The following is a 20,893-nucleotide window of genomic DNA, read 5'->3' on the forward strand; positions in this document are numbered from 1 at the left end:
GTTTAACGAGATTGAAAAGATTTAATAAGGAGGGAAGGAAATGGGAAAGGCAAAATTTGAGAGGAAGAAGCCGCATGTAAATGTAGGTACGATAGGGCATATTGATCATGGCAAGACGACATTGACGGCAGCGATAACGAAGTATCTGGATTTAAAAGGCATGGCGCACTTTAAGAGTTATGACCAGATAGATAATGCACCTGAGGAGAAGGCGAGGGGAATAACGATAAGCACATCGCATGTAGAGTATGAGACAGACAAGAGGCATTATGCGCATGTAGACTGTCCTGGGCATGCAGACTACATAAAGAACATGATAACAGGTGCAGCGCAGATGGATGGAGCGATACTTGTAGTAGCGGCGAATGATGGACCGATGCCGCAGACGAGGGAGCACATTTTATTAGCGAGGCAGGTAGGGGTACCATACATAGTAGTATTTATGAACAAGACAGACATGGTAGATGATCCTGAGTTACTGGATTTAGTGGAGTTAGAAGTAAGGGAGCTATTGAGCAAGTATGGATTTCCAGGGGATGAGATACCGATAATAAGGGGGAGTGCATTAAAGGCATTGGAAAGTAGCAGCAAAGATCCCAATGCAGAGGAATACAAAGCAATACAAGAGTTACTGGATGCATTAGACAGCTATATACCAGAGCCACAGAGGCCAGTAGACAAGCCATTTTTAATGCCGATAGAAGATGTATTTACGATATCAGGAAGAGGGACAGTAGTAACAGGCAGAGTAGACAGAGGGATAATCAAAGTAGGAGATGAAGTAGAGATAGTAGGGTTAAGGGAGACGAGGAAGACAGTAGCGACAGGGTTAGAAATGTTTCGAAAGATACTGGATGAAGGAAGGGCAGGAGACAACATAGGGGTACTGTTGAGAGGGATAGGCAAGGAAGAAGTAGAGAGGGGCATGGTGTTAGCGAAGCCTGGAAGCATTACGCCGCATACTAAGTTCAAGGCAGAAGTGTATGTATTGACGAAAGAAGAAGGAGGGAGGCACACGCCATTTTTCAATGGATACAGGCCTCAGTTTTATTTCAGGACGACAGATGTAACAGGAGTGATAAAGTTACCAGAGGGAGTAGAGATGGTGATGCCAGGGGACAATGTGAATCTAACAGCTGAGTTAATAGCGCCGATAGCGATGGAAGAGGGATTGAGGTTTGCGATAAGAGAAGGTGGAAGAACAGTAGGTGCAGGTGTGGTTACAGAGGTGCTGGAGTAAAATGGACCAAAAGATCAGGATAAAATTAAGAGCTTATGATAATAGAGTTCTTGATCAGTCTGTTAAAGAAATAGTGGATACTGTCAAGAAGACAGGTGCCAGGATATCTGGTCCTGTGCCTTTACCAACTAAGATAAGTAGATATACAGTTTTAAGAGCAACAAATCAGGATAAGAAATCAAGAGAGCAGTTTGAAATAAGAGTTCACAAAAGATTGATTGATATACATGATCCCACCCCTGATACAGTAGAAGCTCTCATGAAGCTAGAGCTTTCTGCTGGGGTAGATGTGGAGATAAAGCTATGAAAGGAATTATAGGCAGAAAAGTTGGAATGACCCAAATATTTGATGAGGAAGGTAGACTTATACCTGTTACTGTAATCGAAGCGGGCCCATGCTGGGTTGTACAGGTAAGAAGTAAAGAAAAAGATGGCTATGAAGCTGTACAACTTGGTTTTCAGGAAGTAAAAAAAGAAAAAAATATTAAAAAACCTGTTATTGGAATTTTTAAAAAGGCCGGCATTCCTGCATGCAGATTCTTAAGGGAGTTTAGAATGACAGGACTTAATGTTGGAGATAAGGTTACTGTTGATGTGTTTTTGAAAGGAGATGTTGTCAGTATAACAGGTATTTCAAAAGGAAAAGGGTTTCAAGGTGTTATGAAAAGACATAGATTTGCGGGCGGTCCTGATACACATGGTTCCATGTTTAATAGGGCTCCTGGTTCTATTGGTGCTAGTTCGTATCCATCAAGAGTTTGGAAAGGTTTAGGTATGGCTGGTCATATGGGAAATGAGCGGGTTACCATAAAAAATTTAACAATCGTTGATGTTGTTCCGGAGCAGAATTTGCTTCTCATAAAAGGAGCTGTTCCGGGTGGTGAAAATGGAATTTTACAGATATGGAAGGTATAGGCATGATAGAGATTGAGATAAGAAATATTAATAATGACATTGTTGGTACAAAAAAAGTTCCTGAAATTGTTTTTAATAACGATGCATCTGAATCATTAGTTCATTCAGCTGTAGTGGCTTATATGGCAAATCAGAGACAGGGAACTCATTCTACAAAAACAAGAGCTGAGGTTTCTGGTGGTGGTAAAAAGCCATGGAGACAGAAACATACTGGAAGAGCGAGGCATGGAAGCATAAGATCTCCTTTGTGGAGAAAGGGAGGGGTTGTCTTTGGGCCTAAACCAAGAGATTACTATATTAAGCTTTCGAAACAGATGAGGGATACAGCACTGTTTAAGGCTATCACAATGAAATATAAAGATAATGAGATTTTGTTGATTGATAATTTATCCCTTGAAAGAATTAAAACCAGGGATATGGTAGGAATGTTACAGAATTTAGGATTACAGGGAAAATCTGTGCTTATGATTGTTCCACATAAAGATGAAAATATAGTTCTTTCTGCGAGGAATATTCCTTATCTAGGTATAGTAAGGGCAGAAGACTTAAATGCTTATCATCTAGCATTATTTGAAAAAATATTATTTACAGTTCCAGGACTGGATAAGTTGCTTGCTATTAAGGGGGTTTCCTGATGGATATTTATAATATAATTAAAAAACCTGTTTTTACAGAAAAAGCGATGAATCTTAAAGAACATACAAATAAAGTTGTTGTGGAAGTTCATCCTAGTGTAAATAAAACTCAGATTAAAAAAGCTTTTGAAGAGATATTTAAGGTAAAAGTTGAGACAGTAGCTGTTATTAATGTAAAATCGAGAGTCAAAAGAGTCGGACTTCATTTTACAAAGACCAGTAGAGCTAAAAAAGCAATAATTACCCTGAAAGCAGGGGAAAAATTAGATCTAATAGAGGGTGTATAAATGGGTATAAGAAGATGTAAACCAACTTCAGCAGGAAGACGATTTGTAACTTACCCTGATTTCAGTGAAATAACAAGAGATGAGCCATATAAACCCCTTACTTTATGCATAAAAAAAAGAAAGGGTAGAAATAATCAGGGTAAAGTAACTTCATGGTTAAAGGGCGGAGGAAATAGGAAGCTTTATAGGATTATAGATTTTAAAAGAGATAAGCACAATATTCCAGCTAAAATAGTCAGTATAGAATATGACCCAAATAGGTCAGCAAGAATAGCACTTTTAAAATATATTGATGGAGAGTATAGATACATTCTTGCTCCTGATGGTTTGCAAGTAGGAGATACAATTATGAGTGGCTCTGGAGTTGATATAAAAGTTGGCAATGCCATGCCACTTAGGGAAATACCTCTAGGAGCAATGATACATAATATAGAAATTTATCCTGGCGCAGGAGGTAAGCTTGTTAGAAGCGCAGGAGTTGTAGCTCAGCTAATGGCTAAAGAGGGTAAGCATGCCCATATTAAACTTCCATCAGGAGAAGTGAGGCTTATAAATGTTAATTGTCTTGCTACAATAGGGCAGATAAGCAATCTTGAACATGAAAATGTAATAATTGGAAAAGCTGGTAGAACAAGACATCTTGGAAGAAGACCTTCTGTAAGAGGTGTGGCTATGAACCCAATTGATCATCCTTTAGGTGGAGGAGAAGGAAAAGCTTCAGGTGGAAGGCCAGCCTGTACACCTTGGGGTAAACCAGAAGGTATTAAAACAAGAAAAAACAAGAGAACTGATAAATTTATAATAAAGCGGCGAGAGTCAAGGAGGTAAAAGGTGCCAAGATCGCTTAAAAAAGGTCCATTTGTGGACGTAAAACTTATGGAAAAAGTTAAAAAAGCATTGGAATCAGGAGATAAAAAACCTATAAAAACATGGTCAAGAAGGTCTACAGTTGTTCCTGAATTTATAGGTCTTACATTTGCTGTTCACAATGGACGGAAGTTTATTCCAGTATATATCACTGAAAATATGATAGGACATAAACTTGGAGAATTCGCACCTACAAGAACTTTTAAAGGCCATTCTGGCTCTGAAGAAAAGAAAAAGGTTAAGGGGAAATAAATATGGAAGCCAGAGCTATATTAAAATATGCTCGTATTACTCCAACTAAAGCAAGAAGGGTTATGAATTTAATTCGTGGCAAAAAAGCTGGAGAAGCCCTATTGACATTAAAATATATGCCTCATAGAGGTGCACGTATAATCGAAAAGGTTTTAAGGTCAGCATTAGCAAATGCGGAACAGAAAAATCCAAGAATAGATATTGATGCACTTAGAATAGTTAAAGCTTGTATTGATCAAGGCCCTATAATGAAAAGGATTGAACAAAGAGCAATGGGAAGAGGAAATGTTATCAAAAAGAAAACTTCACATATTGTAATATATGTTGGAATCGAAGAAAATTAAATCGGGGGTGTTGATTTGGGTCAAAAAATAAATCCAATAGGCAACAGATTGGGCATAATAAGAACATGGGAAAGCAGATGGTTCGCAAAAAAAGGATATGCTGGCCAGCTAATAGAAGATCTCAAACTTCGAAACACACTGAAAGATAAACTTTATCATGCTGGAATATCCAGAATTGAGATAGAAAGGGTAGGAGAAAAAGTTAGAGTTCTAATATATGCAGCAAGACCGGGAATAATCATAGGTAAAAAAGGAGCAGAGGTTGATAAATTAAAAAAAGAAGTAGAGAGAGAAACTGGTAAACAGGCAAATATTGAAATAAGAGAAGTAAGAAGACCCGAGCTTGATGCGCAATTAGTTGCTGAAAACATTGCACTTCAAATAGAAAAAAGAGTTGCCTATCGTAGAGCCATGAAAAGAGCGGTAGCGTCTTCTATAAGATTTGGTGCTAAAGGTATTAAAGTATCATGCGCTGGAAGATTAGCTGGCGCAGAGATAGCCAGAACTGAATGGTATAGAGAAGGAAGAGTTCCTCTTAGTACTTTCAGGGCAGACATTGATTACGGCTTTGCAGAGGCAAATACCACATACGGTATAATCGGGGTTAAAGTATGGATATTTAAAGGTGAAGTTCAGCCAGGTCAGTATATAAATTACAATTTATAGAGAGGAATGAGTTATGTTAGCTCCTAAAAAAGTTAAATTTCGTAAAATGCAAAAAGGTAGAATGAATGGTATAGCTTACAGAGGTGGAACTGTTTCTTTTGGTGAATATGGGCTCAAGGTTTTAGAGCCTGCATGGATTACAGCAAGACAGATTGAGGCTGCAAGGGTTGCAATAATGAGACAGGCTAAAAAAGGTTGTAAGCTTTGGATTAGAATTTTTCCTGATAAACCTATTACACGTAAGCCTGCTGAAACAAGAATGGGTAAAGGAAAAGGTAATCCAGAATTCTGGGTTGCTGTTGTTAAACCAGGTAGGATTCTTTTTGAAATATCTGGTGTATCAGAAGAAGTTGCAAAGGAAGCATTCGAACTTGCATCGCATAAGCTTCCTGTTAGAACAAAATTTGTAAAGAGGCAGGAGAGTTTTGTATGAAGGCTGTGGAGATAAGAAATTTTTCAATAGAAGAGTTGAGAAAAAAAGAAAAAGAGTTGAGAAAAGAGTTGTTCAATCTTAGATTCCAGATTGCAAAGGGCGAACTTCAGAATGTAAAGAGAGTTAAGGCTGTTAAAAAAGAAATTGCAAGAATATTAACAATTATTACTGAAAAAGAAAGAGGTATAAGGAGTTAAAAATATGCCGATGAAGATATTAAAAGGCACAGTTATAAGTAACAAAATGAACAAGACAGTGGTTATTGCAGTTGAAAGAGTATTTCAGCATCCATTTTACAAAAAAACAATTAAAACAAGAAAAAATTACAAAGCACATGACGAAGAAAACAGGTGTCAGATTGGGGATGTGGTTGAAATAATTGAAAGCAGACCAATAAGCAAGGACAAGAGATGGAAGGTTTTAAGAATTATTAAGGAGGGCGAGGGTCAATGATTCAACCAAGAAGCATTCTTGAGGTTGCTGATAACTCAGGTGCCAAAAGAGTACAGTGTATAAGAGTTTTAAAAGGTTCAAATAGAAAATATGCTAATTTAGGCGATGTTATTGTTGTAAGTGTTAAGGAAGCCTTACCTGATAGCAATATAAAAAAAGGTTCTGTTGCTAAAGCTGTTATTGTCAGGTTGCGCAGAAGTGTGAGAAGAATTGATGGCTCCTATATAAGATTTGATCAGAATGCTGTTGTGTTGGTAAACAATCAACTTGAACCTATTGGTACAAGAATATTTGGTCCTGTTGCAAGAGAGTTAAGATGGAAAGAGTTTACAAAAATAGTTTCTCTTGCACCGGAAGTTATTTAGGTGGAGGAATAAAGTGAGTTTACGAATTAAAAAAGGTGATACAGTTTTAATCTTATCAGGTAAGGATAGAGACAAGAAGGGCAGAGTTCTTACAACTATGCCCAAAAAAGAACAAGTTGTTGTCGAGGGGGTTAATATTATAAAGAAACATCAGAAACCTTCTCGCAAATATCCACAAGGTGGAATTATTGAAAAAGAATTTCCGGTTCATATATCAAAGGTGATGCTCTTATGCCCTAAATGTGATAAACCTACCAGAATAGGAGCAAGAATTTTAGAAGATGCTAGAAAAGTCAGGATTTGCAAGAAGTGTAAGGAGGTTATTGATTGATGAATGTTGAAGTGAAGAATAAATATAAGCCTCGACTTAAAGAAAAATATGAAAAAGAAATAATTCCTGCATTAATGGCTAAATTTAGCTATAAAAACATAATGGAAGTCCCAAAAGTTGAAAAAGTTATAGTTCATGTTACTTTAGGAGAGGCTATTCAGAATATAAAACTTCTTGACGCAGCTGAAAAGCAGATTGCCTTAATAACGGGGCAGAAACCTTTAATTGCAAAATCAAAAAGAGCTCTGGCAGCTTTTAAATTGAAAAAGGGTATGCCAATAGGGTGTAAGGTTACATTGAGAAAAGAAAGAATGTATGAATTTTTAGATAAATTAATTTCTCTTGCTTTGCCGAGAATAAGAGATTTTAGAGGAATTTCGCCGAAATCTTTTGATGGACGAGGAAACTATTCTTTTGGCATAAAAGAGCAGTTTATATTTCCAGAAATAGATTATGACAAGGTTGAAATGATACATGGACTTGATATAACTATCTGTACAACTGCGAAAACAGATGAAGAAGCTTTAGCTTTATTAAAAGAATTTGGTATGCCATACAGAAAATAAGGAGGAATCGTGGCAAAAAAGAGTAAAATAGAAAAAACAAAATATCCACCTAAGTTTAAAGTCAGAGTCAGGAATCGTTGTAAGATTTGTGGACGTTCAAGAGGATATTTAAGGGATTTCGGTGTTTGCAGAATTTGTTTTAGATTTTTAGCCAACTCAGGGAAAATCCCTGGAGTTGTAAAAGCAAGCTGGTAAAGGGGTGATAGGATGATAACTGATCCAATCTCAGATATGCTAACTCGAATTAGAAATGCAATAAGAGTAAAGACAGATAAGGTAGATATTCCCGCTTCAAGAATGAAAATTGAAATTGCCAAAATTCTAAAGGAAGAGGGTTTTATTAAGTCTTACAAAATAATTAAAGATAAAAAACAGGGTATTATAAGAATAAATCTTAAATATGCAGCAGAAGGAGATTCTATAATTTCAAACCTTGAAAGAATTAGTAAACCAGGCAAAAGAGTATATGTTAGTAAAAATGAAATTCCACATGTAATGGGAGGACTTGGAATAGCTATATTGACCACTTCCCATGGCATCATGACTGATAAAGAATGCCGACAGAAAGGGGTCGGTGGCGAAGTAATATGCTATATATGGTAGAGGTGATAGAATGTCAAGAATAGGAAGGAAACCAATTCAATTACCCGATAATGTCGATGTAAAAGTAGAAAATAGAGAAGTAATTGTTAAGGGTCCAAAAGGTCAGTTAGATTATAGATTACCCGATGGAATAGGAATAAACATTGACAATAAAACTCTGCTTGTTACCAGAGATTCTAATATTACCAAATACAGAGCATTGCATGGACTTGTAAGAAGTCTTGTGTCCAATATGGTTACTGGTGTATCGAGCGGATTTAAAAAAGTACTTCAGATTTACGGTGTTGGTTACAGAGCGCAGGTAAGTGATAACAAATTAATGCTTAATGTTGGATATTCACAGCCTGTAGAGTTTATTCTTCCTGAAGGTATTAAAGCTACTGTTGATGAAAAGCAGACAACTATTACATTGCATGGCATAGATAAACAACTTGTTGGACAGGTAGCTGCTGATATCAGAGCTATTAGACCTCCAGATGCTTATAAGGGCAAGGGTATTAGATATGTTGATGAAGTTTTAAAATTAAAACCTGGAAAAACTGGAAAGAAATAAGGAGGTTTAGATTTGCGAGATAAGAATGAATTAAGAGATAGAAGATGTAAAAGAATCAGGAAAAAGGTTTTCGGAACTTCTGAAAGGCCAAGACTCTGCATTTTTAGAAGTCTAAATTCTATATATGCACAGATCATTGATGATACAAAGGGTCATACTCTTGTATCTGCTTCGACTTTAGATAAAGAATTAAAGCAGCTACAGGGTCATAAAGGAAATAAAGAGTTTGCTAAAAAGGTTGGAGAGTTAATTGCTGAAAAAGCTATTAAACTTGGTATAACAAGAGTGGTGTTTGACAGAGCTGGCTATAAATATCATGGATGCGTTAAAGCTCTTGCAGATGCTGCGAGAGAAAAAGGATTGCAATTTTAGGGAGGAGTAATGAAGCAGGAAAGAATAAATGCTAACGAGTTAAATCTTAAAGACAAAGTTGTTTATATAAATAGAGTTGCCAAAGTTGTTAAAGGTGGAAGGAGGTTTTCATTTAGTGCTCTGGTTGTAGTAGGGAATGAAGCAGGAGTTGTAGGCGTAGGGAAGGGAAAGGCTGCAGAAGTTCCTGATGCCATAAAAAAAGCTATAGATAAAGCCAAAAAAAATCTTGTAAGTTTTCCTTTAAAAGACACAACAGTTCCTCATAGAGTTGAGTATAAATATGGTGCTACAAAAATAGTAATAAATCCTGCACCAAAGGGAACTGGAATAATAGCTGGTGGACCTGCAAGAGCAGTTTTTGAAGTTGCTGGAATTCAGGATATTGTTGCAAAGGTTCTTGGGAGTCACAATCCCTTTAATTCAGTTAAGGCAACAATAGGAGCACTAACCTGGTTAAAAGAACCTTCTTCTGTGTCCAGACTAAGATCAAAACCATCAGAGATAGAGACATCTGAAGAAAATCAAGTAGTTGGAGAGGAGGAAAAAATTTCATGAAAATAGATGAACTAAAACCAGCTCAAGGTAGCAAGAAAAAACCTAAAAGAATTGGAAGGGGATTGGGTTCAGGTCATGGTAGATATGCAACTAAAGGGTTAAAAGGGCAGAAAGCTCGTTCAGGAGGTACAAAAGGACCAGGCTTTGAGGGCGGTCAGATGCCTCTTCAGAGAAAAACTCCGAAACTCGGATTTTCAAATTTTCCATTTAAAAAAGAGTATGCAATAGTCAATCTTGCAGATTTAAATAAGATTGAAGAAGATATAGGGGTTATTACTCCAGAAATTTTGTTACAGAAAGGTATTATAAAAGATTTAAAAGACGGGCTGAAGGTGCTTGGAACAGGAGAAATTAAAAAATCAATTACTATTAAAACGCATGCCATAAGTAAATCTGCTTTACAAAAAATTGAAGCTGCAGGTGGTAAGGTAGAGGTTCTATAGTGGGACTTGTTACCGCAGTTAGAAATATTTTAAAAATCCCAGAATTAAGAGCAAGAGTTTTATTTACTCTTTCAATGCTCACGGTTTTTAGGATAGGTGCTCATATACCAACTCCAGGAATAGATGGAGAGGCACTTAGCAAGTTTTTAACTGAACGTGGTGGAGCAGTGATGGGCTTTTTTGATATTTTTACAGGTGGTGCCCTTTCCAAGGTTACAATTTTTGCTCTTGGAGTAATGCCATATATAAGTGCATCAATTATTTTTCAACTTTTGACTGTTGTTATTCCATCACTTGCGAAACTTGCTAAAGAAGGAGAAGAAGGCAGAAAAAAAATAACAGTATATACAAGATATGCTACCATTGTTATAGCGGCGATTCAGGGATTTGGGATATCTATCGGGCTAGAGAGCATGGGTGGTGGACAGTTTATTCAAGAGCCTGGGTTGTCTTTCAGAATTGTAACGATGATCACGCTTACAGCAGGAACTGCCTTTTTAATGTGGCTTGGCGAACAGATAACCGAACGAGGCATTGGAAATGGTATTTCACTGATTATATTTGCAGGAATAGTTGCTAGATTCCCAAATGCAATATTTTACACATATAATCTTGTTAAGACAGGTGAGTTATCTATATTTTTCGTGCTCGCTTTAGTAGTTATTATGGTTGCAGTTGTAGCAGGAATTATATTTATTGAAAGAGCACAGAGAAGAATTCCAATTCAGTATGCAAAGAGAGTTGTTGGAAGAAAGATGTATGGCGGATATACAACATATCTTCCATTAAAGATTAATTCTGCTGGAGTTATCCCGCCGATTTTTGCATCATCAGTACTTATGTTTCCTGCAACTATTGCTGGATTCATAGCTGTACCATGGGTTCAGGCTCTTGCAAAACAGATGGCTCCAGGTAGTTTTCTTCATGCGTTACTCTATGTTGGCTTAATAATCTTTTTTACATATTTTTATACTGCTGTTATTTACAATCCTGTTGAAATTGCTGACAATCTTCAAAAAAACGGAGGATATATTACAGGAGTAAGGCCAGGACAGAAAACATCGGAGTATATTTATAGAGTACTTTCAAGACTTACATTTATTGGTGCTATTTATTTAAGTGCTGTTTGCGTTTTGCCTGAAATTCTTATTGCTAAATTTAAAGTGCCTTTTTATTTTGGAGGCACATCGCTTCTTATCGCAGTTGGAGTAGCTCTTGATACAGTTTCTCAAATAGAAACGCACATGATAAGCAGGTCTTATGAAGGATTCTTTAAAAAATTCAGAATAAAGGGCAGAAAGGACTAATTGCAGAGTGATTATAATAAAGAATCCTGAAGAATTAAAAAAAATGAGAAAAGCTTGCTATATTGTTGCAACAATTCTTGAAGAACTTAAATCGTATATAAAACAGGATATGACAACAAAACAGATAGATTTATTTATTGAGAATCTGACAATTAAAATGGGAGGAATTCCTGCATTTAGAGGTTATAGAGGATATCCTGCGAGTGCATGTATTTCTATAAATAATCAGGTTGTTCATGGAATACCATCAGAAAAAGTTTTCATTAGAGATGGAGATATAGTAAGCGTAGATGTTGGTGTTCTTTGTGATAGTTTTTACGGTGATGCAGCCTATACATATCCAATCGGTAAAATTACTGAAGAAGCTGAAAGATTACTTAAGATTACTCAGGAAGCTTTATATAAAGGAATTGAACAGGCAAAGCCAGGCAAGAGAATTGGTGATATATCACATGCTGTACAGAAACATGTTGAAAACCATGGATTCTCTGTTGTTCGTGCTTTTGTGGGGCATGGTATAGGAATGTCTCTTCATGAAGAGCCTCAGATTCCAAATTTTGGCAAAGAGGGTGTTGGTCCAAAACTTAAAAAAGGAATGACATTGGCAATTGAACCAATGGTTAATGCTGGAACATATGAAGTAATGGTTCTTGCTGATGGATGGACCGCAGTTACAAAGGATGGTTCTCTTTCTGCTCATTTTGAACATACCATTGCAATTACTGATAATGAACCTCAAATCTTGACTAAATTATAAAAATATAGATATATTAACTAGTTATATGCCAAAAGAAGAACATATAGAAATGCAGGGCACCATTGAGGAAGCATTGCCAAATGCTATGTTTCGAGTAAGACTTGACAACGGCCATGTTATACTTGCATACGTATCCGGAAAAATGAGGATGCATTTTATAAAAATTTTACCAGGTGATAAGGTTCTAGTTGAAATATCTCCCTATGATCTTACAAAGGGTAGAATAATTTACAGATTTAAATAGGAGGTGTTAATTGAAAGTAAGAGCCTCAGTAAAGAGAATTTGTTCAAAGTGCAAGGTAATTAAAAGAAAGGGAGTTGTAAGAGTTATCTGTGAGAATCCTAAGCATAAACAAAGACAGGGTTAAGAAAGGAGTATAATATGGCGAGAATAGCAGGTGTTGATATACCAAAAAATGAAAGAGTGGAGATAGGATTAACAAGAATTTTTGGTATTGGTCGAAGCCTTTCAGATAAGATTTTAAAAGAAACTGGCGTAGACCCGAATAAAAGAGTAAAAGATCTGACAGATGAAGAAATAGTGAAAATTAGAAATGAAATAGAGAAGAATTATAAAGTCGAAGGTGAACTGCGAAAAGAAATCTCTATGAATATTAAAAGATTAATAGATATAGGTTGTTATAGAGGTTTGAGACATATGGCCAATTTACCTGTAAGAGGCCAGCGAACGAGAACAAATTCTAGGACTCGTAAGGGTTCAAAAAGAAAGGTTATTAAGAAAAAATAAAAATGCGGGAGGTTATATAGATTAATGGCTCAGAAGAGAAAAGGCATAAAAAAGGTCAAAAAAAATATTCCTTATGGTATAGCTTATGTTCAAACAAGCTTTAATAATACCATTATAACTATTACAGATTCTAAGGGAAATGTTGTTGCATGGGCGTCTTCAGGAAGTTGTGGGTTCAAAGGATCAAGAAAGGGTACTCCTTATGCTGCCCAGATAGCCGCAGAGACAGTTGCAAAGAAAGCTATAGATATGGGAATGAAACAGATAGACGTTTTAGTTAAGGGTCCTGGTTCAGGCAGGGAAACTGCAATAAGATCTTTACAGGCTGCAGGCCTTGAAATCAATTTAATTAAAGACATAACACCTGTGCCTCATAATGGATGCAAACCTCCAAAGAGAAGGAGGGTTTAAATATGGCAAGATATAGAGGATCACTTTGCAGGCTGTGTAGACGAGAAAACATGAAGATGTTTCTCAAAGGTACGAGATGTTATACGGAAAAGTGTACTTTTGAGAGAAGAAAGTATCCACCTGGACAACACGGGCATAATAAAGGCAAATTATCTGATTACGGACTACAGTTAAGAGAAAAACAAAAAGTAAAAAGAATATATGGTATTATGGAACAGCAATTTAAAAATTATTTTGAAAAAGCTACAAAGATGAAAGGTGTCACAGGTGAGAATTTGTTAAAACTACTTGAGAGAAGGCTTGACAATGTGATTTACAGAATGGGATTTGCTATAAACAGAAGACAGGCAAGACAGATGGTAAGGCATGGATTTTTTATGATTAACGGTAAAAAAGTGAATATTCCTTCTTATTTAGTAAGGCCTGGAGATATAATTGATATTACTCAAGCCGGTAGAGAATTGGAGGCAATTAAAGAAAATCTCGCATTGGCTGAACAAAGAGGATTGCCTGTGTGGATAGAGATAAATATTGAAGAGATGAAAGGGAAATTTGTCAGACTTCCAGAAAAAGAAGAAATACAGCTTCCGGTGCAAGAACAGTTAATTGTAGAGTTTTATTCTAAATAACTTGTAAAGTGATAAAATTGGGAGGCAGTAAATGAATTTATATAACGAATTTCAAATGCCGAAAAAAATTGAATTTGATCAGGAAACGCTAACAGACACATATGGAAAACTTATTATAGAGCCCCTTGAACGAGGATACGGAATAACACTGGGAAACTCATTGAGAAGAGTTCTTCTTTCTTCTCTTGATGGTGCAGCAGTTTATGCAATAAGAATAAATGGTGTTGTTCATGAATTTAGCTCTATAAAAGGTGTAAAAGAAGACATTCTGGATATTATTTTAAATGTTAAAAAACTGAGATTTAAATATTATGCACAGGATACTGATAAAAAAATAGCTACCATTAAAATCAAAGGTCCAGCTGATGTTACTGCAAAGGATATTCAAACTGATGGAACTTATGAGGTTTTGAATGAGTCACAGTATATCTGTTCACTGGACCAAGATGCAATGCTGGAAATGTATCTTTACCTGAGAACAGGTAGAGGATATGTGTCTTCAGATGCAATTAAAGATGAAGATTTACCCGTAGATGCCATTACTATTGATGCTATATTTAGCCCTGTTAAAAAAGTGAATTTCAAAGTTGAAAAGACGAGGGTTGGAGAGCTTACTGATTATGATAGGCTTATTTTAGAAATATGGACAGATGCTAGTATAACTCCAGAGAAAGCAATTAGCGAAGCTTCCAGTAAACTGATTAAACACTTTGAACATTTAATATTTTTTGAAGAATCAGAAGCACGGAATACAGATATAGAAGAAAATTCTACTGACATAGAAGAAGTTTTAAATTTTGATTCATTAAGTGAAAATATTTTTAAACCAATCGAAGACCTTGAGTTATCTGTTAGAGCATATAATTGTCTAAAAAGTGCAGGAATAAATACCATTGCTGAACTAATTCAGAAAACAGAAGGAGAACTTCTAAAAACAAAAAATTTTGGTAAACGTTCACTAGAAGAAATAAAAGAGGTTTTAGCAAAACAGGGTATTAAATTAGGAATGAGAATAAGTCCTGATTTGATGCAAAAGTTTAAGGAAAAAGTTGAAAAGGGAGGATAACTGTAATGAGACATAGAGTTTCTGGAAGACATTTTGGAAGAACAGCCAATCAGAGAAAAGCTCTTTTAAGAGGGCTTTTAACCTCTCTTGTTAAATATGAAAGGATTGAAACAACAGTTGCAAAAGCAAAAGCAGTAAAAGAACTTGTTGACAGACTTGTAACATTTGGAAAAAAGGGAGATCTTCATTCAAGAAGACTTGCATTGAGCTATTTACCGGATAAAGACTTGGTACGAAAGCTTTTTACAGAAATTGCTCCACGCTTTGCAGAAAGAAATGGTGGATATGTCAGGATTGTAAAAACCGGGTTCAGGGTAAAAGATAGTGCACCAATGGCCATATTAGAGTTTGTTGATTATCAAAAGCCAGAAAAAGAAAAGAAAACAACAGATTAATTTGACACATATTGTTTAATTTTGATAATTTTAATTAATTCCTGGGTAGCTCAGCCGGCAGAGCGGGTGGCTGTTAACCACTTGGTCGGGGGTTCGAATCCCTCCCCAGGAGTTTAAATTTTTATAGGAGGAATAAATGCCAAGAGCAAAAGGTGGATTTAAAACAAGAAGGTCTCATAAAAAAGTTTTATCCATGGCAAAGGGTTATTATAGCGGAAGACATCGTTCTTATAAGGTTGCAGCCAAAGCAGTTGAGAAGGCACTCGGTCATTCATACAGAGACAGAAAACTTAAAAAGAGAGATTTCAGATCTCTGTGGATTACTAGAATTAATGCAGCAGTGAGAATGTTTGGGCTTACGTATAATCAATTTATTAATGGACTGAAAAAAGCAGAGATTTCTCTTAATAGAAAGGTTCTTGCTGACATTGCTTATAATGACATTAATGCTTTCAGAGAACTTGTTGAAAAGGTAAAACCATTTGTAAAATCTGTGTAAATGCAAGATAATTTAAAGCAAACTTTTCTTGCCGAGATAGACAATATCAAGTATATTCAGGAACTTAGCAATCTTAAAGCTAAATATATTGGCAAGAAGGGATTGATTACAGAAAGAATAAAACAATTAGGAAGCCTTTCTCCTGAAGAAAGAAAAGTCCAAGGAATATTTTTAAATGAGCTTAAAAATTTTGTCGAAGAAACAATTAAAAATAAAGAAGTACAACTAAGACAACAAGAAATATCTGAAGCTTTAAAAAAAGAATATATTGATATAACTCTACCAGGAAAAGATTTCTATTTTGGAGGAAGTCATCCTGTAAACAAGACCCTCTTTGAAATAGTAGATATTTTCAGGGAACTTGGCTTTACAGTTGAAGAGGGTCCAGAAGTAGAACTTGATTACTATAACTTTGAAGCATTAAACATTCCCAAAAATCATCCTGCCAGAGATATGCAGGATACTTTTTATGTGAGTGAAGATGTTGTTTTAAGAACTCACACATCACCTATTCAAATACGAGTTATGGAAAAGAAAAATCCGCCCTTGAGATTTATAGCACCTGGGAAAGTGTACAGATGTGATTCAGATGTTTCGCATACTCCAATGTTTCATCAGGTTGAAGGTTTGATGGTTGATGAAAAAGTTTCTTTTTCGCATTTAAAAGGCATGCTGGTTTATTTTTTAAGGAGACTCTTCGGGGAAGAGATTCCTGTGAGATTCAGACCAAGTTTTTTCCCATTTACAGAACCTTCCACAGAGATAGATATAGGATGTATTATCTGCGGTGTGAAGGGGTGCAGAGTTTGTAAAGGGACAGGATGGCTTGAAGTACTTGGTGCGGGTATGGTTCATCCTAATGTCTTTAAATTTGCAGGATACCCTCACGGTAAGTATACAGGTTTTGCATTTGGAATGGGAGTTGAAAGGCTAACAATGCTTAAATATGGCATAGATGATATAAGATTATTCTTTGAAAATGATATCAGATTTTTGAGGCAGTTTTAATGAAAGTTCCTTTCAACTGGTTAAAAGAATATATCGAAGGAAGTATAACTTTAAACGAAGTTGCCAGTTCACTTACAATGTCAGGTCTTGAAGTTAGTGCTATTGAAGAATATAATGACGATAAAGTCCTTGATATTGAAGTGACTCCTAACAGATCAGACTGTTTAAGTATTATAGGTATTGCAAGAGAGATTAGGGCAATATTTGGATTAAAACTTAAAAAACCTACAACGAAGATTAAGGAAGAACTCAGAGATGATAGATTTGCTATTTCCATTGCAAATCCTGAATTATGTTTTAGATATGCAGGAAGAATTATAAGAGATTTAAAAGTAGCTCCTTCGCCAAAATGGCTTAAGAGCAGACTTGAAAAAGCTGGTATTCGTTCAATAAACAATGTAGTTGATGTTACCAACTATGTGCTTCTTGAATACGGTCATCCACTGCATGCCTTTGACCTTGATTTTATTGAAGGACAGCGTATTAGAGTGGGCACTCCAGAAACTATTTCAGGGAAAAACAAAGAGGAAATTGTCACTCTTGATGGTATTAAAAGAACAGTAACCACTGATGATTTACTCATATGGGATGCAGTGAAGCCTATTGCAATTGCAGGTGTTATGGGAGGTGCAAATACTGAAGTAACTGAGAAAACAGTTAATATAATTATTGAAAGTGCTTACTTTAAACCAGAGTCCGTAAGAAAGACTTCAAAGAGGCTTGGTCTTAAAACGGAAGCTTCCTATAGATTTGAGAGAGGAACGGACATAGAAGCCCTCAAAGAAGCTCTTGATCGAGCTGCCTGTCTTATTCAGGAAATCGCTGGTGGCAGGATTTATGAAGCTATTGATGTTTATCCAACAAAAATTCCTAAAATAGAAATCCCATTCAACACTGAAAAAATCTGTAGATTTGTCGGAATCAATCTGAAAGATGAAGAAATTTTAAGAATACTTGAACTTCTTGAAATAGATGTTGAAAAAAAGGATAATTTTTATATTGCAAAAGCACCAACACATAGACAGGACATTTCAATTGAAGAGGATATAGCTGAAGAAGTCACAAGAATATATGGATATGATAAAGTCCCTTCTCAGTTACCCTCATTGTTTAAGTTCGTTACAGAAAATCATGAACTGGCAAAGAAGAGACAATTTTTTTCTAAATTTAGAGATTACATGATCGGGCTTGGTTACAGTGAGGCTGTTAACTTTAGCTTCATGTCTCCAGATGATCTTGATTTATTTGAACTTCCTGAAGAGGATATGAGAAGGCACTATATTTCGCTTATGAATCCCTTAAAACAGGAAGAATCAATAATGAGAACAATGCTTCTTTCAAATCTCTTAAGAAATACTGAAAGAAACACCGCTCGTGGTATAGAAACTCTGAAACTTTTTGAGATAGGAAAGATATTTATAGCTGATGAAAAAACACCTCTTCCTCAAGAGCCTGTTCATCTTGGGATAATTACCAAAAAGGAAGAAGTTAAATCTGTTTTTAAAGATGACCCATATGATTTTTATGCATTAAAAGGTTTAATTGATGGAGTTGTGAGACATTTAAAACTACGTAATGTCAGATATGTAAGATCATCTGAATCATTTTTACATCCTGGCCAGTCAGCAGATATAGTAATACAAGACGAAAAAATTGGCTTTATTGGTGTTATATCACCAAAAATTCTTTCAAAATTTGATTTCAAAACAAAGCCATTTATATGCATGGCAGAACTTGATCTTGATAACTTATTCAGACTGGCTAAACAGGAAGTAACGTATGCGCCTTTTTCAAATTATCCTCCTATTAAAAGAGATACAGCCATTATAGTGTCAGCTGATTTCGATTCTCAGATAATATTCGATATTATAAATTCATATGGTAGTGAACTTATTGAGGATGTATTTTTATTTGATGTATATCAGGGGAAAGGAATTCCTGAAGGCAGTAAAAGTATAGCTTTTAGAGTTATATATAGAGCTTTTGACAGAACACTTACAGCGGAGGAAGTCGAAACTATTCACTCTCAATTGATTAACATGCTAATTAATAAAACTGGAGCTGTTTTAAGAGCTTAATTTTTTAGTTTATAACCTGCTTCTTCAATTGATTTCGCAATTTTTTCCATATTTGTTTTGTTTTCATCAAACGCAATTTTGGCCTCTCCAATTTTCACATCTGCTTCTTCAACATCTGCATTTTTAAGAGCCTGATAAACTCTTTTAACGCAGTGTGCACAGCTCATCCCTTCAATAAAAATTTTCATCTCTTTCATTTTGCCCTCCTGCAATAAATTTGAAAGTAAAATATGTGTAAATTTTCATGAAAATTGACCCGTTTTTGTCATGAATTTTGACCCACCCTTTTAGTTAACAAAAAAATTTATTTTTTTTCAACATCTATTTTCTCATAAAGCTGTTTTATCCTGTAACTCTTACCATTTATAAAGAATGGAGTAATGAGTTTACAGAGAAGCTGGAGAATTCAGGAATTCAAATCAGCAGAGATGGAAGAGGTCGAGTATTTGATAATATTTTCATAGAGAGGCTATGGAGAACAGTAAAATACGAGGGGGTGTATATGCACAGCTATGATACAGTGAAAGAAGCTAAAGAGGGTTTAGATAATTATTTCAGATTTTATAATACTGAGAGGCTTCATCAATCCCTGGGATATCGAACACCAGAGGAAGTGTACACTGATAGAATTATAAACAAACAAAAGGAGGATGAAATAATACGGGAATTGCAACAATTTTTTCCACACAAAGTTAAGCACATTTGAAATAACCTCTATAATATTTTTCTAAATATTCTCTCGGGCTATTATATCCAAGAGCAGAATGAAGCCTCTTAGAGTTGTAAAAACATTCTATGTACTCAAAAATCTCCCTTCTGGCATCTTCTTTAGAGTTATAACCACCTTTCTTTAGATAAATAAGTTCTGTTTTTAATGTTTTAAAAAAACTTTCAGCTACAGCATTATCATAACAATCTCCTTTACCACTCATGCTCTGTTTCATTCCATATGGGAAAATTTTCAATGCAAAATTACATATCCCACATGGTTCAGATGAAACCTATACAAAGTTACTCTCCTCACATGGCTATGTATTACTATTCTTCTAAGAACGGATTGCTAAGTTTAGGATAATCGCTTTCTCCATAACCCTTAGGAAGATGGATATCATCGCCATAGGTTCTCGTATCAGGTGGATTGAGAATTTCGTGCATGCTCTTTATATTTTCTAAATCGTCAGAAGTTTGACGCTGTTTCTGCCAATAAAAATATTTACCATTATAGTAACCTGACCCCCATTCATATTCTCCTGCCAGAGAAAACTCGGGCAAACATAAAATAATAATCGCTGAAATTATCCAGAATAACTTTTTCATAATCTCACCCCCTTTTGTTTAATTCCTTTATATCCCACATGGTTCAGATGAAACAATGTATCAAGCCCAGAAGCATTTTTGACAAATATACTTTATATCCCACATGGTTCAGATGAAACGCTATATGGCAACCCATATGCCATTACTGCATCAAACTTTATATCCCACATGGTTCAGATGAAACCCATTGCATTTTTGGGTCTCTGTATCTCTTCAATGTTCTTTATATCCCACATGGTTCAGATGAAACGTAGAGAGGCGATGAAGGTATTTGTGAACACAGTGCCTTTATATCCCACATGGTTCAGATGAAACGTATTCGCTAGACAATGACAACCCAACAAATTATGAACTTTATATCCCACATGGTTCAGATGAAACTACAGAAGATGAGAAATGAAATATGGAGAATGCTCCCTTTATATCCCACATGGTTCAGATGAAACGCAGATGAGGTTACTGATTGTTACCCACAAACCTATGCTTTATATCCCACATGGTTCAGATGAAACATATGTAACCCCATTGTAATCAATGTTTTTTACGTACTTTATATCCCTGAACTTGCTACAATTTAGTAGACAAAAAGATAAGGCAACTATAAAAATAAGTAGAAAGGAGAATTACGATGATTAAAAGAAGAGTTTACACAAAAGAATTTAAGATTGAAGCAGTAGAACTTACTTTAGATTCTACAAAGACAGTAAAAGAGATTTCAGAAGATTTAGGGGTTCCTTACCATTTATTATGCAAATGGAGGAGCAAGTACTTACAGGAAGGCACAAATAGTTTTCCAGG

General features: G+C 35.6%; 36 protein-coding genes, 1 tRNA gene, 2 pseudogenes and 1 CRISPR repeat array. Of the genes and pseudogenes, 36 read left to right on the forward strand and 3 right to left on the reverse strand.

Annotated elements, in window-relative coordinates; all coding sequences use genetic code 11:
• The first annotated feature begins 40 nt into the window (after positions 1-40).
• The 34 genes from tuf (at position 41) to pheT (ending at position 18,778) form a co-directional block, all read left to right on the forward strand.
• Positions 41-1,240: an elongation factor Tu gene (gene tuf, locus G581_RS0109835; protein WP_028844112.1), complete on the forward strand. Its 1,200-nt coding sequence runs from the start codon at positions 41-43 to the stop codon at positions 1,238-1,240.
• Between the two features lies 1 nt (position 1,241).
• Positions 1,242-1,547: a 30S ribosomal protein S10 gene (gene rpsJ / locus G581_RS0109840; RefSeq protein ID WP_028845657.1), complete on the forward strand. Its 306-nt coding sequence runs from the start codon at positions 1,242-1,244 to the stop codon at positions 1,545-1,547.
• Positions 1,544-2,155, forward strand: coding sequence for a 50S ribosomal protein L3 (rplC, locus tag G581_RS0109845; RefSeq protein ID WP_028845658.1), 612 nt, complete (start codon positions 1,544-1,546; stop codon positions 2,153-2,155). The genes rpsJ and rplC overlap by 4 nt, the downstream gene beginning before the upstream one ends.
• Positions 2,156-2,157: 2 nt before the next feature.
• The gene (gene rplD, locus G581_RS0109850; protein WP_028845659.1) at positions 2,158-2,790 is read left to right on the forward strand and encodes a 50S ribosomal protein L4; all 633 of its coding nucleotides are present in this window, start codon (positions 2,158-2,160) and stop codon (positions 2,788-2,790) included.
• Positions 2,790-3,077: a 50S ribosomal protein L23 gene (rplW, locus tag G581_RS0109855; protein WP_028845660.1), complete on the forward strand. Its 288-nt coding sequence runs from the start codon at positions 2,790-2,792 to the stop codon at positions 3,075-3,077. The genes rplD and rplW overlap by 1 nt, the downstream gene beginning before the upstream one ends.
• Entirely contained in the window at positions 3,078-3,905 is an 828-nt protein-coding gene (rplB, locus tag G581_RS0109860; protein ID WP_028845661.1) for a 50S ribosomal protein L2, read from the forward strand. It begins immediately after the preceding gene.
• Between the two features lie 3 nt (positions 3,906-3,908).
• Complete coding sequence (rpsS, locus tag G581_RS0109865) at positions 3,909-4,196, forward strand: 30S ribosomal protein S19 (RefSeq protein WP_028845662.1); 288 nt, start codon at positions 3,909-3,911, stop codon at positions 4,194-4,196.
• Between the two features lie 2 nt (positions 4,197-4,198).
• Complete coding sequence (gene rplV / locus G581_RS0109870; RefSeq protein ID WP_028845663.1) at positions 4,199-4,540, forward strand: 50S ribosomal protein L22; 342 nt, start codon at positions 4,199-4,201, stop codon at positions 4,538-4,540.
• Positions 4,541-4,555: 15 nt separating this feature from the next.
• On the forward strand, positions 4,556-5,206 hold the full coding sequence (rpsC, locus tag G581_RS0109875) for a 30S ribosomal protein S3 (RefSeq protein WP_028845664.1): 651 nt from the start codon (positions 4,556-4,558) through the stop codon (positions 5,204-5,206).
• Positions 5,207-5,219: 13 nt separating this feature from the next.
• Positions 5,220-5,639, forward strand: a complete 420-nt coding sequence (gene rplP, locus G581_RS0109880) for a 50S ribosomal protein L16 (RefSeq protein ID WP_028845665.1) — start codon at positions 5,220-5,222, stop codon at positions 5,637-5,639.
• On the forward strand, positions 5,636-5,836 hold the full coding sequence (gene rpmC, locus G581_RS0109885) for a 50S ribosomal protein L29 (protein ID WP_028845666.1): 201 nt from the start codon (positions 5,636-5,638) through the stop codon (positions 5,834-5,836). Before rplP ends, rpmC begins: the two co-directional genes overlap by 4 nt.
• A gap of 4 nt (positions 5,837-5,840) precedes the next feature.
• Positions 5,841-6,092, forward strand: a complete 252-nt coding sequence (gene rpsQ, locus G581_RS0109890) for a 30S ribosomal protein S17 (RefSeq protein WP_028845667.1) — start codon at positions 5,841-5,843, stop codon at positions 6,090-6,092.
• A complete protein-coding gene (gene rplN / locus G581_RS0109895; protein ID WP_028845668.1) occupies positions 6,089-6,457 on the forward strand; it encodes a 50S ribosomal protein L14 in 369 nt (122 codons plus the stop codon). The genes rpsQ and rplN overlap by 4 nt, the downstream gene beginning before the upstream one ends.
• A 13-nt stretch (positions 6,458-6,470) precedes the next feature.
• The gene (rplX, locus tag G581_RS0109900) at positions 6,471-6,788 is read left to right on the forward strand and encodes a 50S ribosomal protein L24 (protein WP_028845669.1); all 318 of its coding nucleotides are present in this window, start codon (positions 6,471-6,473) and stop codon (positions 6,786-6,788) included.
• Positions 6,788-7,354 (forward strand): 50S ribosomal protein L5, encoded by a 567-nt coding sequence (rplE, locus tag G581_RS0109905; RefSeq protein WP_038065914.1) that lies wholly within the window; start codon positions 6,788-6,790, stop codon positions 7,352-7,354. Before rplX ends, rplE begins: the two co-directional genes overlap by 1 nt.
• 9 nt (positions 7,355-7,363) lie before the next feature.
• Complete coding sequence (locus G581_RS0109910) at positions 7,364-7,549, forward strand: type Z 30S ribosomal protein S14 (protein WP_028845671.1); 186 nt, start codon at positions 7,364-7,366, stop codon at positions 7,547-7,549.
• Positions 7,550-7,561: 12 nt separating this feature from the next.
• Positions 7,562-7,957 (forward strand): 30S ribosomal protein S8, encoded by a 396-nt coding sequence (gene rpsH / locus G581_RS0109915; protein ID WP_028845672.1) that lies wholly within the window; start codon positions 7,562-7,564, stop codon positions 7,955-7,957.
• Between the two features lie 10 nt (positions 7,958-7,967).
• The gene (rplF, locus tag G581_RS0109920; protein WP_028845673.1) at positions 7,968-8,510 is read left to right on the forward strand and encodes a 50S ribosomal protein L6; all 543 of its coding nucleotides are present in this window, start codon (positions 7,968-7,970) and stop codon (positions 8,508-8,510) included.
• A 12-nt stretch (positions 8,511-8,522) separates the two neighbouring features.
• On the forward strand, positions 8,523-8,882 hold the full coding sequence (rplR, locus tag G581_RS0109925; RefSeq protein ID WP_028845674.1) for a 50S ribosomal protein L18: 360 nt from the start codon (positions 8,523-8,525) through the stop codon (positions 8,880-8,882).
• 9 nt (positions 8,883-8,891) lie between these two features.
• Positions 8,892-9,437: a 30S ribosomal protein S5 gene (gene rpsE, locus G581_RS0109930; RefSeq protein WP_028845675.1), complete on the forward strand. Its 546-nt coding sequence runs from the start codon at positions 8,892-8,894 to the stop codon at positions 9,435-9,437.
• The gene (rplO, locus tag G581_RS0109935; RefSeq protein ID WP_028845676.1) at positions 9,434-9,880 is read left to right on the forward strand and encodes a 50S ribosomal protein L15; all 447 of its coding nucleotides are present in this window, start codon (positions 9,434-9,436) and stop codon (positions 9,878-9,880) included. Before rpsE ends, rplO begins: the two co-directional genes overlap by 4 nt.
• Entirely contained in the window at positions 9,880-11,187 is a 1,308-nt protein-coding gene (secY, locus tag G581_RS0109940; RefSeq protein ID WP_028845677.1) for a preprotein translocase subunit SecY, read from the forward strand. Before rplO ends, secY begins: the two co-directional genes overlap by 1 nt.
• A gap of 7 nt (positions 11,188-11,194) precedes the next feature.
• Positions 11,195-11,944, forward strand: coding sequence for a type I methionyl aminopeptidase (map, locus tag G581_RS0109945; RefSeq protein WP_028845678.1), 750 nt, complete (start codon positions 11,195-11,197; stop codon positions 11,942-11,944).
• A gap of 25 nt (positions 11,945-11,969) precedes the next feature.
• Positions 11,970-12,188: a translation initiation factor IF-1 gene (infA, locus tag G581_RS0109950; RefSeq protein ID WP_028845679.1), complete on the forward strand. Its 219-nt coding sequence runs from the start codon at positions 11,970-11,972 to the stop codon at positions 12,186-12,188.
• 10 nt (positions 12,189-12,198) lie between these two features.
• Positions 12,199-12,312: a 50S ribosomal protein L36 gene (rpmJ, locus tag G581_RS0109955; RefSeq protein WP_028845680.1), complete on the forward strand. Its 114-nt coding sequence runs from the start codon at positions 12,199-12,201 to the stop codon at positions 12,310-12,312.
• A 14-nt stretch (positions 12,313-12,326) separates the two neighbouring features.
• Positions 12,327-12,692, forward strand: coding sequence for a 30S ribosomal protein S13 (gene rpsM, locus G581_RS0109960; RefSeq protein WP_028845681.1), 366 nt, complete (start codon positions 12,327-12,329; stop codon positions 12,690-12,692).
• 24 nt (positions 12,693-12,716) lie between these two features.
• A complete protein-coding gene (gene rpsK, locus G581_RS0109965) occupies positions 12,717-13,103 on the forward strand; it encodes a 30S ribosomal protein S11 (RefSeq protein ID WP_028845682.1) in 387 nt (128 codons plus the stop codon).
• Positions 13,104-13,105: 2 nt separating this feature from the next.
• The gene (rpsD, locus tag G581_RS0109970) at positions 13,106-13,732 is read left to right on the forward strand and encodes a 30S ribosomal protein S4 (protein ID WP_028845683.1); all 627 of its coding nucleotides are present in this window, start codon (positions 13,106-13,108) and stop codon (positions 13,730-13,732) included.
• A gap of 31 nt (positions 13,733-13,763) precedes the next feature.
• Positions 13,764-14,798 (forward strand): DNA-directed RNA polymerase subunit alpha, encoded by a 1,035-nt coding sequence (locus G581_RS0109975; RefSeq protein WP_028845684.1) that lies wholly within the window; start codon positions 13,764-13,766, stop codon positions 14,796-14,798.
• Between the two features lie 5 nt (positions 14,799-14,803).
• The gene (rplQ, locus tag G581_RS0109980; RefSeq protein ID WP_028845685.1) at positions 14,804-15,193 is read left to right on the forward strand and encodes a 50S ribosomal protein L17; all 390 of its coding nucleotides are present in this window, start codon (positions 14,804-14,806) and stop codon (positions 15,191-15,193) included.
• Between the two features lie 39 nt (positions 15,194-15,232).
• Positions 15,233-15,305, forward strand: a tRNA-Asn gene (locus G581_RS0109985).
• Positions 15,306-15,329: 24 nt separating this feature from the next.
• Positions 15,330-15,692 (forward strand): 50S ribosomal protein L20, encoded by a 363-nt coding sequence (gene rplT, locus G581_RS0109990; RefSeq protein WP_028845686.1) that lies wholly within the window; start codon positions 15,330-15,332, stop codon positions 15,690-15,692.
• Positions 15,693-16,700 (forward strand): phenylalanine--tRNA ligase subunit alpha, encoded by a 1,008-nt coding sequence (gene pheS / locus G581_RS0109995; protein ID WP_028845687.1) that lies wholly within the window; start codon positions 15,693-15,695, stop codon positions 16,698-16,700.
• Positions 16,700-18,778 carry a phenylalanine--tRNA ligase subunit beta gene (gene pheT, locus G581_RS11410; protein ID WP_051179217.1) on the forward strand — a complete coding sequence of 693 codons (2,079 nt, stop codon included), beginning with the start codon at positions 16,700-16,702 and terminating at the stop codon, positions 18,776-18,778. The genes pheS and pheT overlap by 1 nt, the downstream gene beginning before the upstream one ends.
• Here the strand turns inward: pheT and G581_RS0110005 are convergent.
• Positions 18,775-18,975, reverse strand: a complete 201-nt coding sequence (locus G581_RS0110005) for a heavy-metal-associated domain-containing protein (RefSeq protein ID WP_028845688.1) — start codon at positions 18,973-18,975, stop codon at positions 18,775-18,777. The genes pheT and G581_RS0110005 overlap by 4 nt on opposite strands.
• Positions 18,976-19,154: 179 nt before the next feature.
• On the opposite strand from G581_RS0110005, the pseudogene G581_RS11975 reads away from it, so the two are divergent.
• Positions 19,155-19,484: pseudogene (locus tag G581_RS11975) on the forward strand (integrase core domain-containing protein); the annotation flags it as partial.
• On the opposite strand, the pseudogene G581_RS0110015 reads toward G581_RS11975, so the two are convergent.
• Together G581_RS0110015 and G581_RS0110020 are read right to left on the reverse strand one after the other, a co-directional pair.
• Positions 19,471-19,725, reverse strand: a pseudogene (locus tag G581_RS0110015) (integrase core domain-containing protein); the annotation flags it as partial. The pseudogenes G581_RS11975 and G581_RS0110015 overlap by 14 nt on opposite strands.
• Positions 19,726-19,816: 91 nt before the next feature.
• A complete protein-coding gene (locus G581_RS0110020; RefSeq protein WP_028845691.1) occupies positions 19,817-20,095 on the reverse strand; it encodes a hypothetical protein in 279 nt (92 codons plus the stop codon).
• A 25-nt stretch (positions 20,096-20,120) separates the two neighbouring features.
• Positions 20,121-20,607: direct repeats of the CRISPR family, unit length 29 nt; unit sequence CTTTATATCCCACATGGTTCAGATGAAAC.
• Between the two features lie 116 nt (positions 20,608-20,723).
• On the opposite strand from G581_RS0110020, the gene G581_RS12475 reads away from it, so the two are divergent.
• On the forward strand, positions 20,724-20,893 hold a 170-nt coding region (locus tag G581_RS12475), incomplete at its 3' end, for a transposase (protein WP_038065927.1).

It is taken from the genome of Thermodesulfovibrio thiophilus DSM 17215, assembly GCF_000423865.1.
Lineage (GTDB): Bacteria > Nitrospirota > Thermodesulfovibrionia > Thermodesulfovibrionales > Thermodesulfovibrionaceae > Thermodesulfovibrio > Thermodesulfovibrio thiophilus.